The organism is Metapseudomonas boanensis (assembly GCF_018704125.1).
Classification (GTDB): domain Bacteria; phylum Pseudomonadota; class Gammaproteobacteria; order Pseudomonadales; family Pseudomonadaceae; genus Metapseudomonas; species Metapseudomonas boanensis.
Genome location: NZ_JAGTIS010000014.1, coordinates 20,833 through 34,738 on the forward strand (window position 1 = coordinate 20,833; position 13,906 = coordinate 34,738).

Here is a 13,906-nt window from a genome sequence, read left to right on the forward strand (position 1 = left end):
CCGATGACCCGACGCAAGGTTCCCGGCGACTACCAGCAAACCATTCGCGCGCTGTCCGATCGGATCGTCCTGGCGCAGACGCCGATTCGCGTGCTGGATGCGGTTAAGTGGGACGACAGCGTCCGCCAGGGATTCCTCAAGCACAAGGGCAAGTCGATGCCCGAGGTGAACCGGGCTTATTACGACAGCCGCCCGCTTGCCTTCGATTCGGCGGAGAAGAAGCTCGAGTTCCAGAACATCGAGCGTGACATCACCCGGCAGCTTGGGCAGTTCAACCCCGTGGGACAGATCATGCGGCGCATGTGCAAGGAATACCGCATGGTCATCCGCATGCTCGAGGCGCGGGGCACGTCGGACTTCGGTCTGATTTCCCAGGAGCTCTACGGCGCTGCCTCCGATGCTTTCCATGCCGGCGATCCGACCTTGGCCGACCTGGGGCTGATGCTCTCCGACTACCTGAACAACATCGCCGATCGGGGCGACCTCAAGGATGAACCCAAGACCCTCACCGCCAAGGAAGCCGTGGCGCTGCTGCAGAGCCGGCTCAGTGCAGTGTTCGGTGAGGGTGACGATACCATTCGCGTGTTCGAGTCCGACGGCATCGTGGCTGACGCTGCCGCGGGCGCCGACTACATCAAGATCCGCGCCGATGCGATGTTCAACGAGCGCGACGTGCGCGCCCTGGAGGTCCATGAGGGGCTGGTGCATGTCGGCACGACGCTCAATGGACTCAACCAGCCGATCTGCACCTTCCTGGCCAAGGGGCCGCCCTCTTCTACCGTGACCCAGGAAGGCTTGGCGATCCTGATGGAGGTGATCGCCTTCGCCTCCTATCCGACGCGCCTGCGCAAGCTGACCAACCGTACCCGGGCCATCCACATGGCCGAGGAGGGGGCTGACTTCCTCGAGGTCTACCACTTCTACCGTGAGCAGGGGTACGGCATGGAAGAGAGTTACGGCAGTGCCAGTCGGGTCTTTCGGGGCTCGGTGCCTGATGGCCTGCCGTTCACCAAGGACCTGTCGTACCTCAAGGGCTTCATCCTCATCTACAACTACATCCAGCTGGCGGTGCGCAAAGGCAAGCTGGAGCAGATCCCGCTGCTGTTCTGCGGCAAGACGACGCTGGAAGATACCCGCACCCTCCGCCAGTTGGTGGACGAGGGGCTGGTGGTGCCGCCCAAATACCTGCCGGCGCAATTCCGTGATCTGAATGCCTTATCGGCGTGGATGTGCTTCTCCAACTTCCTCAACCACCTCAGCCTGGACCGAATCGAGGCGGATTACGCCAATATTCTCTGAAGCTGGAAGGGGGCCGTCAGTGCGTAGGATGGAGTCGCTGCTCTGGAATCCGTAACGGCGAATTTATTCGCCAACCGGGCCGAAGGGCCGGTCAACGAGTCTTCGAGAAGGAATCCTCGATGCGCCACTGCCTGCTGATCGTCTTTGCGCTCCTGGTGCAGGGTTGTAGCTCGCTGCTGTTCTATCCCGACCGCTACCTGCCCTTCACCCCGGAGCGGGCCAAGCTCGAATACCGCGACATCAGCCTGGTGGCTGCCGACGGCACGCGCTTGCACGCCTGGTGGTTACCAGCGAAGGCGGGTGTGCCGGTCAAGGGGACGGTCCTGCACCTGCATGGCAATGGCGGCAATGTCGCCAGCCACCTGGGCGGCAGCTGGTGGTTGCCGGCGGAGGGCTACCAGGTGCTGCTGCTGGATTATCGCGGCTACGGCCGTTCCGAAGGTTCGCCGAGCCTGCCGGCGGTTTATCAGGACGTCGATGCGGCATTCGCCTGGCTGGAGCAATCGCCGGATGTACAGGGCAAACCCATGGTCCTGCTCGGGCAGAGCCTCGGCGGGGCACTGGCGGTGCATTACCTGGCGGAGCATCCGACGCAGCGTGGAAACCTCAAGGCGCTGGTGCTCGATGGCGTACCGGCCAGCTATCGCGAGGTGGCCCGCTACACCCTGGACAACGCCTGGCTGACCTGGCCCCTGCAGGTGCCGCTGTCCTGGCTGGTGCCCGATGGGGATAGTGCAATCCGGGCCATCGGCAAGCTGCAAGGGTTGCCGATGCTGATCTACCACAGCCTCGATGATCCCGTAGTGCCCCTTTCCAATGGCGTGCGCTTGTATCAAGCTGCGCCCCCGCCGCGGGCGTTCCAGCCGGTCCGCGGTGGCCATGTGCAGACCTTCGCCGACCCGGTATGGCGCGAAGTGATGCTGCGTTACCTCGACGACCCGCGAGGTTTCGTTGGGTTGCGCCGGCTGGTCGAAGTCCCGAATACAGAGAGTCCCCAATGAGTGAACGCAATCCCATCCCGCTGATCCTTACCGGCATTGGTAGCATCGTCGGCACCGTCATGGTGCTCTGGTACTACGGCTACCTGCATTTCGCCAAGCCGGAAGACGCCCTGCTGCTGGCCGACTTCACCATGCTCAAGACCGTCCCAGGCGAGGACTACAAGGTGTCGCTGCAGCCGGCGAGCCAGGTGGCGCAGTGCATTGACGGCGTGCTGGTGCTGTTCGATACCGAGCAGAAGGGCCTGGCCGGTGTGCTGGTCAACAACAAGAAGCAGGCCGTGCGTTGCATCGGTCAGGAGACGCCGCAAGAGGTCAAGTAAGCGTCTAGCTTCCAGGGGTGGAGGTACCTGACATGGACATTCAGATCTGGCAGGGCGACATCACCACCCTTGAGGTTGATGCCATCGTCAACGCCGCCAACTCCTCATTGCTTGGTGGCGGTGGTGTTGACGGCGCTATTCACCGGGCCGCCGGTCCCGAACTGCTGGCCCATTGTCGTGGCCTGGGCGGTTGTCCGACGGGCGAGGCTCGCATCACCCCCGGCTTTCGCCTGCCGGCGCGCTTCGTGATCCACACGGTGGGGCCGGTTTGGCATGGCGGTGACCGTCGTGAACCCGAACTACTTGCCGGTTGCTACCGCAGCAGCCTGGCCCTGGCCGAGGCTGAAGGGCTGGCCAGCATCGCCTTTCCTGCCATCAGTTGTGGTGTATACGGTTATCCACTGGAAGCCGCGGCACGCATTGCCGCGGCCGAGCTGAGCCGATCACGACCGCCTGGGAGTTCGTTGCGTGAGGCTATCCTGGTGGCGTTCGGGGTGGATATGGTGCGGATTTATCGTGAGGTGCTTGGGGCGGCCTGACGCCCCTTCGCACGGACAGCCCCCCTCTCGCTGTCGGAGACGGTCGGGGTGAGGGAAGCATCCCGCCACTCCGAGTATCCCTCACCGCCACGCCGGGTGAATCTGGCCTTCTCTCAACGTAGCGAATGGGGAGAAAGCAACCGCAACCCGTTGAACACCACCAAAAGGCTCGCACCCATGTCGGCGAACACGGCCATCCACAGCGTGCCTTGCCCCATCAGTGTCAGCCCCAGAAACACCGCCTTGATGCCCAAGGCCAGAGTGATGTTCTGCATCAGCACCACGTGGGTCCGGCGGGACAGGCGGATAAACTGCGGCAGTTTGCGCAGGTCATCATCCATTAGAGCCACGCCGGCAGTCTCGATGGCGGCATCCGTGCCCGCCGCGCCCATGGCGAAGCCGATGTCTGCCTGAGCCAGTGCCGGCGCGTCGTTGATGCCGTCGCCAACCATACCGACCCGCAGCCCGCCTGCCTGGTGCTCGCCGATCACGGTCAGTTTGTCTTCCGGCAGCAGGTTGCCGCGCGCTTCGTCGATCCCCACCTGTGCAGCGATGGCGGCAACCGTGTGGGGGTTGTCTCCGCTCAGCATCAGTGTCTTGACACCCAGGCCATGCAATTGATCGATGGCGTCCCGGCTACTGGCCCGTACCGTGTCGGCAACGGCAAAGAGCGCCAGCACGCTTTTTTCGTTGCTGAGTGCTACGACTGTCTTGCCTTGGGTTTCCAGCGAATCGAGGCAGGCCTCCAGTTCGGACGAGCAGAGGCCAAGTGCTTCGACCAGACGATGGTTGCCCAGATGGTATGTGTGCCCTTCGATCATCCCCCTGACGCCCTGGCCGGGGAGGGCGGCCAGTTGGTCCACCGCGTAGAGTGCAATGCCCTTCGCTTCTGCCGCCCTGGCCACGGCCTGGGACACCGGGTGATCGGAACGGGCAGCCAGGCTGGCGGCCAGGGCGTGCGGATCGGCCGGGCCATTCTCGCTCAGCCGCACGTAATCAGTCTGCTGGGGCCGACCCTCCGTCAGAGTCCCGGTCTTGTCGAGCGCGACCCAATCCAGGGCTCGTCCGAGTTCGAGAAATACCCCGCCCTTGATCAGGATGCCGCTATGTGCGGCGGCGGCCAGACCGCTGACGATGGTCACCGGCGTGGAGATCACCAGGGCACAGGGGCAGGCGATAACCAGCATCACCAGCGCGCGGTACAGCCACTCCAGCCAGGCACCGCCGCCCAGCAAGGGCGGGAGCAGGGCGGTGAGCACGGCAATAAGGATCACCGCGGGGGTGTAGACACGGGAAAAGCGATCAACGAATCGCTGCGTTGGCGCCCGCGCGCCTTGCGCCGCCTCCACGGCATGGATGATGCGCGCCAGAGTGCTGTCGTCGGCCTTGCGGGTAGTGCGGTATTCCAGCGCCCCCTCGCCATTGATGCTGCCGGCGAACAGGGGATCGCCAAGGTCTTTCTCGACCGGGAGGCTCTCGCCGGTGATGGGCGCCTGGTTCACGCTGGAGCGTCCGGTCAGCACCTCACCATCCAGCGCGATGCGCTCACCGGGGCGGACACGAACTCGGGTGCCAGGCTCCACGTCGCCCGCAGCAACCTCTTGCCAGTCGCTGTCCTGCCATACCGTGGCCCGCTCCGGCGCCAATTGCAGCAGGCCGCGGATAGCATTGCGGGCACGCTCCAGGGAACGTGCCTCGATCAGTTCGGCTAGAGCGAACAGCACACTGACCATCGCCGCTTCCGGCCACTGTCCGATCAGCAGCGCGCCGGTCACGGCGATGCTCATCAGGGCGTTGATGTTGAGATTGCGGTTCTTCAAGGCAATCCAACCCTTGCGGTAGGTGGGCAGGCCCGCGCCTAAAATGGCCAGCAGCGCCAGGCCCGCAATCAGCCAGTCAGGCGCCAGGCCAAACCATTCGCAGGCTTCTGCCGCCAGCGCGGCGATACTGCCGAGGGCCAGCGGCCACCAGTGCTTCTTCGTCTCGGAGGCAGGCGTGGCTGGTGTGCCTTCGGCCAACGGCACAGCCTGCATGCCGAGGCTGGCGATCAGCCGTTGCAGCGGGACGGTATCCTCGAAGCGGTGCCGTACGCGCAGCAGGCGCTGCATCAGGTTGAACTCCAGGGCTTCGATGGCGGGGACTTTGCCCAGCGCGTCGCGGATCAAGCGCTCTTCCGTGGGGCAGTCCATGGCTTCGATGCGCAGGTTGCTCCAGCGGGGCTCAGCATTGCCGGAGAGGCCCTCCAAGCTGGCTGGGCCGGCCTGAGGGGCGTGATTGTGGTCGTGGCAGCAGTGGTGTGGTTGTGTCATGAGTCCGTTCCCGTTTGACGCTTCGGGATTCATTGCACACTCTGTAGCAACTACAGAGTCAAGCGGAGGCGCAGATGAAGATCGGTGAATTGGCAAATCGTACCGGCTGTCCGGTGGAGACCATTCGCTATTACGAGCGCGAAGGATTGTTGCCAGCCCCAAAGCGCAGCGCGGGTAATTATCGGCAGTACGATGCCAGTCACGAAGAACGCCTGTTGTTCATTCGCCACTGCCGGTCACTGGACATGACCCAGGATGAGATCCGCACGCTGCTGGCCCTGCGCGACAGGCCAGACGCTGACTGCGGGGCGGCGAACCAGTTGATCGAAGAGCATCTGCACCACGTTGAGGTGCGGATTGCCGAGTTGCATTCACTGCGCAGCCAGCTCAAGGACCTGCGCAACCAATGCAGCGGCGCGGGTGCAAGTGAAGCATGCGGCATCCTTCGAGAGCTGCAGCAGCCCGGAGTGCCGCAGGTGGCCAGCGAGGACTGCGCGCACGCGGGCCACCTTCACGTACCGGGCGTTCACCGACGCGGTTGAGGGGCCTGCTGCGACTTCAGTGGTTGGTGTTTTCGCGTTGGTCACTCAGTTGCTGGAGGTAGCGGCGGGAGAGCGCGAGGAAGCGTGGCGTCGGCCCGATGTCTTCATAAAGCGGGTCGCCCTGTTCGTCCGTGGCGACCACCTGGCTGCCTTTGACGTAGGGGAAGCTGGCTTCCAACTCCTCCAGGGCTGCGCCGAGCAATTCCCCGATCAGTTCCTCGACGCTGCGCTTGGGGTACATCTCGGCAATGGCGGCCAGCCGGGCCGCGGATTCCAGGTCCAGATGAATGTTGTACTGACTTCGGGTCAGACGACCCTTGGCGTTCTGCTCCCAATGGCGTACCAGTTCTCGAATTTTCATAAACACCTCATCCTCATCCCACGTGTGGTGGGCGGCTGCAAAGCGTCGGACAGTCTCTGCCGCCCGGGCGCGGACACTTGTGGAGCCCGCAATGTTCAGCCTAGCTCGCCAGCATCAACCGGGTTGCCGTTCGTCGCGCTCTTGTAAGCGCATGCCGCTCTCGGCAAGCTGGAGGCACACCCGGTTAAGGAGCGACGGTCATGGCGGAAATCGATGCGCGCTTACGCGAAGACGTTCATCTGCTGGGCGAACTGCTTGGCGACACGATCAGAGCCCAGTTGGGCGATGCCTTCTTCGACAAGATAGAACGCATCCGCAAGGGCGCGAAGGCGGCGCGCCAGGGCTCCGAGGATGGCCAGCGCCAACTCAACGACACCCTCGATGGGCTGACCGAGGCCGAGCTGCTGCCGGTAGCCCGCGCCTTCAACCAGTTCCTCAACCTTGCCAATATCGCCGAGCAATACCACCGCATCCGCCGCCGCGATCCGGAGGAGGCCTCCCCCTTCGAGGATCGCGTGCTCGGCGAGCTGCTGCAGCGGCTCCTTGCCAATGGTCATGGCCCTGAGCAACTGGCCCGGCAGCTGGGGCGGCTGGATATCGAGCTCGTGCTGACCGCGCACCCCACCGAAGTGGCGCGGCGTACCTTGATCCAGAAGTACGACGCCATGGCTGCCCAACTTGCCGCGCAGGACCACGACGACCTCAGCACCAGCGAGCGCGGGCGGGTTCGTCAGCGCCTTCTGCGGCTGATTGCCGGGGCTTGGCACACCGAGGAGATCCGCCGTAGCCGCCCCAGCCCGGTGGATGAGGCGAAGTGGGGCTTCGCGGTGATCGAGCATTCGCTGTGGGAGGCGCTGCCGAATGTCCTGCGCCACGTGGACGAAACCCTTTATGCGGCAACCGGTCTGCACTTGCCGTTGAGCGCCGCGCCGCTGCGCTTCGCCTCCTGGATGGGCGGCGATCGCGATGGCAACCCGAATGTCACGGCGGCTGTCAGTCGTCAGGTGCTGCTGCTGGCCCGCTGGATGGCTGCAGACCTTTATCTGCGCGATGTCGACTACCTCGCTGCAGAGCTCTCCATGCAGCAGGCCAGCGACGAGATGCGCGTGCGCGTGGGCGTCCATCCGGAGCCCTACCGGGCGCTGCTCAAGCATCTCCGCGAGCGCCTGCGTGCCACCCGCGCCTGGGCCGAGGCAGCGCTGGAGTGCGAGATTGCACCCGGCCCCGAGGTGCTGCAGGACAACCAGCAACTGCTGGAGCCGCTGGAGCTCTGCTATCACTCGCTGCATAGCTGTGGCATGGGCGTGATTGCCGATGGTGCGCTGCTGGACTGCATCCGGCGTGCATCGGCCTTTGGCCTGTTCCTGGTGCGCCTGGATATCCGCCAGGACGCGGGTCGGCATGCCGCTGCAATGAGCGAGATCACCGATTACCTGGGCCTGGGTGCCTATGCGGACTGGGATGAAGACACCCGGTTGGCCTTCCTGCAGCGTGAACTGGACTGCCGCCGACCGCTCCTCCCTGCGCACTACCGGCCCTCGGCGGACACCGCTGAAGTACTGGCGACCTGTCGCGTTGTGGCGGGTGCGCCGGCGGCCTCGCTCGGCTCCTACGTGATTTCCATGGCTGGCCAACCCTCGGACGTGCTGGCGGTACAACTGCTGCTCAAGGAAGCCGGGTTGCAACGGGCTATTCATGTGGTGCCACTCTTTGAAACCCTGGCTGACCTGGACAACGCCGGTCCTGCCATCGACCGGTTGCTCGGCCTGCCCGGTTACCGCGCCCGGCTGCACGGCCCGCAGGAAGTGATGGTCGGCTATTCCGATTCGGCCAAGGACGCAGGTACTACGGCTGCGGCCTGGGCGCAGTACCGGGCCCAGGAAGCGCTGGTGGACGTGTGCCGACGGCACCAGGTCGAACTCCTGCTGTTCCACGGCCGCGGTGGCACCGTGGGGCGCGGCGGCGGCCCTGCCCATGCGGCAATCCTGTCGCAACCGCCGGGGTCGGTAGCAGGGCGTTTCCGCACCACCGAGCAGGGCGAGATGATCCGCTTCAAGTTCGGCCTGCCCGGCATTGCCGAACAAAATCTGAACCTCTACCTGGCTGCAGTGCTGGAAGCCACCTTGCAGCCCCCGCCTGAACCCGAGCCCGCCTGGCGCGCGGCCATGGACCGCCTGGCCAATGACGGTTTGGCGGGGTACCGCGCGATAGTCCGAGAGCACCCTCAGTTCGTCGAGTACTTCCGCCAAGCCACGCCGGAACAGGAGCTGGGGCGGCTGCCGCTGGGCAGCCGCCCGGCCAAGCGCCGCGCAGGTGGCGTGGAGAGCCTGCGGGCGATCCCCTGGATATTTGCCTGGACCCAGATGCGCCTGATGTTGCCAGCCTGGCTCGGCTGGGAAGCTGCGCTCGCCAACGCACAGCAGCGTGGCGAGGGCGAGCTGCTGGCGCGCATGCGCGAGCGCTGGCCGTTCTTCGCTACCCGCATCGACATGCTGGAGATGGTCCTGGCCAAGGCAGATTTGGCAATTGCCGAGCTTTACGACGAAAGACTGGTCGAAACGGGGTTGCGTCCGCTGGGTGCGCATTTGCGCGACCTATTGTCGCAGGCTTGTGCATCGGTACTGGCTCTGACCGGTCAGTCCGAGCTGCTTGCACAGAGCCCCGAGACCCGGGAGGCGATCAGCGTGCGCAACACCTACCTGGACCCCCTGCACCTGCTCCAGGCGGAGCTCCTGGCCCGTTCCAGACGTTGCGAGACCCATGCCGAAGGGCCGCTCGAACAGGCCTTGCTGGTGAGTGTCGCGGGCATTGCAGCAGGGCTCCGAAACACCGGTTGAGGCCCGATTTGCTCCAACTTTCGGCGTCTTGTGCGCTATAGGGGTGCTGTGTATCTTGAACGTCCTTTTGGCCGTTCAGCGACGCCGAAGACCCTATTCTGAGATTGGCCCCATGAGGCGAATCCGACCGATTTGAAAATAAAATCTTGAGGAGCACATCGATGCGCGTGATTCTGCTGGGGGCCCCCGGTGCCGGCAAAGGTACCCAAGCCGGTTTCATCACCAAGAAATTCGGCATTCCACAAATTTCCACTGGCGACATGCTGCGCGCAGCGGTCAAGGCCGGTACCGAGCTGGGCCTGAAGGCCAAGAGCGTGATGGACGCCGGTGGCCTGGTCTCCGACGACCTGATCATCAACCTGGTCAAGGAGCGTATCGCTCAGGCTGATTGCGCCAAAGGTTTCCTGTTCGACGGCTTCCCGCGCACGATTCCGCAGGCTGAAGCCCTGAAGGAAGCGGGTGTTGCCATCGACCACGTGGTGGAAATCGCCGTCGACGATGAAGAAATCGTCAGCCGCATCGCCGGTCGTCGCGTACACCCGGCTTCCGGCCGCGTCTACCACACCGAGCACAACCCGCCGAAGGTTGCCGGCAAGGACGACGTCACTGGCGAAGACCTGATCCAGCGTGATGACGACAAGGAAGAGACTGTGCGTCATCGCCTGTCCGTCTACCACTCGCAGACCAAGCCGCTGGTGGACTTCTACCAGAAACTGGCTGCCGCTGAAGGCACTCCGAAATACAGCGCGATTGCCGGCGTGGGTTCGGTGGACGAGATCACCGGTAAAGTGCTGGCCGCCCTGAGCTGAGTCACTGCCCGGATCTGACCAACGGCCCGCTTGCGGGCCGTTGGCGTTTATAATGCCGGCCTTTTTCCTTGCCCTGGATACCTCGATGACCACATTGCTGGCCCTGGATACTGCCACCGAAGCCTGCTCCGTTGCCCTGCTGCATGACGGCAAGGTGCTCAGCCATTACGAGGTGATCCCGCGCCTGCACGCCCAACGCCTGTTGCCGATGGTCCAGACCCTGCTGGCTGAGGCCGGAGTGCCCTTGTCGTCGCTGGACGCCATCGCGTTTGGTCGCGGGCCGGGCGCCTTCACCGGAGTGCGGATTGCCATCGGCGTCGTCCAGGGCCTGGCGTTTGCGCTGGAGCGGCCAGTGCTGCCAATTTCCGATCTGGCCGTGCTGGCCCAGCGCGCGCATCGCGAGCAGGGCGCAACCCAGGTCGCATCTGCCATCGATGCACGCATGGATGAGGTCTATTGGGGCTGCTATCGGCTCCTGGACGGTGAAATGCGCCTGGCGGGTACAGAAGCGGTACTGCCTCCGGAGCGGGTGACCCTGCCACGCGATGCCAGTGGCGCCTGGTATGGCGCCGGTACCGGCTGGGGGACGCATGGCGCGCGGATTCCCGTGCAGCCTTATGGCCAATCTCCGGATCTTCTGCCCCATGCCGAAGACTTGCTGGCTCTGGCCCGCTTCGCCTGGGCGCGGTGTGAAGCGCTACCTGCCGACCAGGCCCAGCCGGTCTACCTGCGCGACAATGTCGCCACGCCCAAGGCACCGAAGTAGGATCCGTCCATCGGCCGACCGCTTCGATTGCCAAGCCCGGGTCGGGCGACTAGAGTCCACACGCGCCTGTTCGAATTGCTTGTACTGCTGAGCTGCTACTGATGCGTATCGATGGCTTCACCTCTTCCTACCCGCTGGAACGCAGCCCTCGCCAAGGCAGTGCAGTCACGCCTTTTCGCGAGGTCAAGCGTGAACAGGAAGCCCGCCACGAGCAGCCGCCAGCAGCGTCTTCCAGCCAGGTTTACGAACCGGCTGCGCAGTTGCGCCGGGTCCAGGCCGGCAATGCCGCAGGGGAAAGTCTGCCAGTGCGGGCACAAGACCTTGCCCAGCAGCGAGCGGTGAGCAGCCGGGCCGCCCAGGCCATTGCCAGCTATAGCTCCACCGCCCGTTTCTCCTCTGAAGCCGACGCAACCGAAGTCCTCGGACTCGATCTCTACGCCTGATGCTGCCTTATTTCCTCGGCTGCCCGTCCTGGAACGAGCCAGCCTGGCGCGGCACTTTCTATCCTGCTGATCTGCGGCCAGCTGAAACTCTCGGTCATTATTCGCAGGTGTTCAATGCAGTGGAAGGCAACACCACCTTCTATGCGCGGCCTTCCGCCGAGACTCTGCAGCGCTGGGCCCAGACCATGCCGGAGGGATTCCGCTTCTGCGCCAAGCTGCCTCGCGACATCAGCCACGAAGGTGACCTGCGGGAGCAGTTCGTGGCGACTGAAACCTTCCTCAAGTTGCTGGCTCCGCTCGGCAAGCGGGTGGCCCCGCTATGGCTGCAGTTGCCGGCGACCTTTGGCCCCGCAAGGTTGGTCGAATTGGCCGCCTGGCTGGATGAGTTCGGTGACCTGCCGATTGCCGTGGAGGTCAGAAACCAGGCGTTCTTCGACAAAGGTGACGCCGAACGAGCGCTCAACCGCTTGCTGCATGAACGTGCCGTCGAGCGCATTTGTCTGGATTCCCGGGCCTTGTTCAGTTGCCAGTCGCAGCATTCGGCCGTACTTCACGCACAATCGAAGAAACCGCGTATCCCGGTGCGTCCCGCAGCCTTCAGCAGCAGTCCGCAGGTGCGATTCATCGGTGGGCCGGATCTGGACTCCAACCAGCCGTTTCTCGAACCCTGGCTGGACAAGGTGGCAGCCTGGATCGAGCAGGGGCTTACGCCTTGCATGTTCCTGCATACGCCGGACAACCACCTGGCGGCCGCCCAGGCGTTGCGTTTCCATGAAGGGTTGAGCCAGCGCCTGCCCGGATTGCCGGCATTGACCCTGCCGCAACCTCAGGTCGAGCAGTTGGGCCTGCTCTGAACTAGGCTGTCCGGCTCAGCCTCCAGAGGAGTAAGCCCATGACCACCCAGGCGCAACGTGGTGATAGCTTTGCCGCCCTGCACCGCACTCCCGGCCTGTTTGTCCTGCCCAACCCTTGGGACGCGGGTTCGGCGAAGATGCTCGCTCATCTCGGATTCCCAGCACTGGCCACCACCAGCGCGGGCCTTGCCTTCTCCTTGGGACGTCGCGATGCAGAAGGGGCAGTCAGCCGCGAAGAAGCTTTGGAAAACGCACGCGCCATTGTCGACGCCACGCCGCTGCCGGTGGCGGCAGACCTGGAGAACGGCTACGGCGACCGCCCGGAGGATTGCGCCGAAACCATCCGGTTGGCTGCCAAGGCAGGGCTGGTCGGCGGCTCCATCGAAGACGCGACCGGGCGAGCGGCCGATCCCATCTACCCCATGGAGCTGGCGGTAGAACGCATCCGTGCCGCGGTCGAGGCGTCTCGCAGTTTGGGTTTTAGCTTCACCCTAGCGGCGCGGGCAGAGAACTTCCTGCACAGCCGCCGCGACCTGGATGACACCATTCGCCGCCTGGTCGCCTATGCCGAGGCCGGTGCCGATGTGCTGTATGCCCCAGGGCTGACCAGCCGCGAACAGATTGCCGCCGTAGTCCAGGCCGTGGCGCCTCGCCCGGTGAACGTGCTGGTCGGCTCACCAAGCCTGGGGCTGTCGCTGGATGAGTTGGCCGAACTGGGCGTCAAACGTGTCAGCCTGGGCTCCAACTTTGCCCGGGTAGCCTACGGCGCGTTCTATGCGGCAGCACGTTCGTTGGCGGAGGAGGGCAGTCTGGTGCTGACCAAGCAGGCCATGCCCTTCGACCGTATCAACGACTTGTTCAAGCCCTGACGCCATTGCAGGCCCGCAGGATGGGGCGCGCCGTGTAGGTTAAGCAAGGCTATATCCATCGTCCGCAGGTGGATAATTGGCTCGTTGCCTCTCAGGTTCGTCCCGGCTCTGGCAAAATGCCGCGCCTTTCCCCCGTTTTGATGAGCATGTCGTTGCATGAGTGAAGAGCAGGAAACCGCCAGGGTCCGGGCTGAGGCCCTGGAGCCGGATTTTGCCGAGCGTATCGAGTCCCTTGCCGCAAGGCTTGGGCTGAACCTGGAGGGCGAGGCGGACTTTGCCTTGCAACTGGGTGGCGACGGGTTGCAGCTCCTGCAGCTGGGGCCAGACTCCCCGGGCCCAGTACGGGTGGATTTCGTCGAGGGTGCAGCAGCCCATCGCCGCAAGTTCGGCGGTGGAAGCGGGCAGATGATCGCCAAGGCGGTAGGCGTGCAATCCGGCATTCGACCGCGTGTGCTGGACGCGACGGCCGGGCTGGGGCGCGATGCTTTCGTGCTGGCCAGTCTGGGCTGCGAGATGACCTTGATCGAACGCCAGCCGCTGATCGCGGCCTTGCTGGAAGATGGCCTGGCCCGTGCTGCCGGTGATCTGGATGTGGCCGCGATTGCCGCGCGTATGCGCCTGCTTAACGGCAACGCAATCGAATTGATGCGTGGCTGGCAGGGTGAGGCGCCGCAGGTCATCTACCTTGACCCGATGTTCCCGCATCGTGACAAGAGCGCCCTGGTGAAGAAGGAGATGCGCCTGTTTCGCCCGCTGGTGGGTGACGACCAGGACGCACCAGCGCTGCTGGAAGCGGCCCTGGCCCTGGCCAGCCACCGGGTCGTGGTGAAGCGGCCGCGCAAGGCGCCGATTATTGCCGGGACAAAGCCGAGTTATGCGCTGGAAGGCAAGTCCAGTCGCTATGACATCTACCCGAAGAAAAAGCTGGGGGCCTGAACCAATGCCGGCGACCTGCCG

Annotated in this window: 14 protein-coding genes; 12 read left to right on the forward strand and 2 right to left on the reverse strand. The window is 64.3% G+C overall.

The window, feature by feature from the left end:
* The first annotated feature begins 3 nt into the window (after window positions 1-3).
* From J7302_RS20870 to J7302_RS20885, 4 genes are all read left to right on the forward strand, one after another.
* The gene (locus J7302_RS20870) at window positions 4-1,299 is read left to right on the forward strand and encodes a flavohemoglobin expression-modulating QEGLA motif protein (RefSeq protein WP_215379050.1); all 1,296 of its coding nucleotides are present in this window, start codon (window positions 4-6) and stop codon (window positions 1,297-1,299) included.
* 119 nt (window positions 1,300-1,418) lie between these two features.
* Entirely contained in the window at window positions 1,419-2,300 is an 882-nt protein-coding gene (locus J7302_RS20875; protein WP_215379052.1) for an alpha/beta hydrolase, read from the forward strand.
* Complete coding sequence (locus tag J7302_RS20880) at window positions 2,297-2,620, forward strand: hypothetical protein (protein ID WP_215379054.1); 324 nt, start codon at window positions 2,297-2,299, stop codon at window positions 2,618-2,620. Before J7302_RS20875 ends, J7302_RS20880 begins: the two co-directional genes overlap by 4 nt.
* Window positions 2,621-2,652: 32 nt before the next feature.
* A complete protein-coding gene (locus J7302_RS20885; RefSeq protein ID WP_215379057.1) occupies window positions 2,653-3,159 on the forward strand; it encodes an O-acetyl-ADP-ribose deacetylase in 507 nt (168 codons plus the stop codon).
* A gap of 113 nt (window positions 3,160-3,272) precedes the next feature.
* Here the strand turns inward: J7302_RS20885 and J7302_RS20890 are convergent, their stop codons facing one another.
* On the reverse strand, window positions 3,273-5,468 hold the full coding sequence (locus tag J7302_RS20890; protein WP_215379059.1) for a heavy metal translocating P-type ATPase: 2,196 nt from the start codon (window positions 5,466-5,468) through the stop codon (window positions 3,273-3,275).
* A 74-nt stretch (window positions 5,469-5,542) separates the two neighbouring features.
* Between J7302_RS20890 and cadR the strand changes: the two genes are divergently transcribed.
* Window positions 5,543-6,010 (forward strand): Cd(II)/Pb(II)-responsive transcriptional regulator, encoded by a 468-nt coding sequence (gene cadR, locus J7302_RS20895; RefSeq protein ID WP_215379062.1) that lies wholly within the window; start codon window positions 5,543-5,545, stop codon window positions 6,008-6,010.
* Between the two features lie 16 nt (window positions 6,011-6,026).
* Here cadR and J7302_RS20900 read toward each other — a convergent pair whose 3' ends face one another.
* Window positions 6,027-6,371: a pilin assembly protein gene (locus J7302_RS20900; RefSeq protein ID WP_215379068.1), complete on the reverse strand. Its 345-nt coding sequence runs from the start codon at window positions 6,369-6,371 to the stop codon at window positions 6,027-6,029.
* Between the two features lie 200 nt (window positions 6,372-6,571).
* On the opposite strand from J7302_RS20900, the gene ppc reads away from it, so the two are divergent.
* From ppc to J7302_RS20935, 7 genes are all read left to right on the forward strand, one after another.
* Entirely contained in the window at window positions 6,572-9,208 is a 2,637-nt protein-coding gene (gene ppc, locus J7302_RS20905; protein WP_215379073.1) for a phosphoenolpyruvate carboxylase, read from the forward strand.
* Window positions 9,209-9,369: 161 nt separating this feature from the next.
* Entirely contained in the window at window positions 9,370-10,017 is a 648-nt protein-coding gene (gene adk, locus J7302_RS20910; protein ID WP_215379079.1) for an adenylate kinase, read from the forward strand.
* An 85-nt stretch (window positions 10,018-10,102) separates the two neighbouring features.
* Window positions 10,103-10,783, forward strand: a complete 681-nt coding sequence (tsaB, locus tag J7302_RS20915; protein ID WP_215379084.1) for a tRNA (adenosine(37)-N6)-threonylcarbamoyltransferase complex dimerization subunit type 1 TsaB — start codon at window positions 10,103-10,105, stop codon at window positions 10,781-10,783.
* A gap of 101 nt (window positions 10,784-10,884) precedes the next feature.
* Entirely contained in the window at window positions 10,885-11,226 is a 342-nt protein-coding gene (locus tag J7302_RS20920; protein ID WP_215379087.1) for a hypothetical protein, read from the forward strand.
* Window positions 11,226-12,080 carry a DUF72 domain-containing protein gene (locus J7302_RS20925; protein WP_215379089.1) on the forward strand — a complete coding sequence of 285 codons (855 nt, stop codon included), beginning with the start codon at window positions 11,226-11,228 and terminating at the stop codon, window positions 12,078-12,080. Before J7302_RS20920 ends, J7302_RS20925 begins: the two co-directional genes overlap by 1 nt.
* Window positions 12,081-12,118: 38 nt before the next feature.
* A complete protein-coding gene (locus tag J7302_RS20930; protein WP_215379091.1) occupies window positions 12,119-12,949 on the forward strand; it encodes an isocitrate lyase/PEP mutase family protein in 831 nt (276 codons plus the stop codon).
* A 156-nt stretch (window positions 12,950-13,105) separates the two neighbouring features.
* Window positions 13,106-13,885: a class I SAM-dependent methyltransferase gene (locus tag J7302_RS20935; protein WP_215379093.1), complete on the forward strand. Its 780-nt coding sequence runs from the start codon at window positions 13,106-13,108 to the stop codon at window positions 13,883-13,885.
* Window positions 13,886-13,906 lie beyond the last annotated feature (21 nt).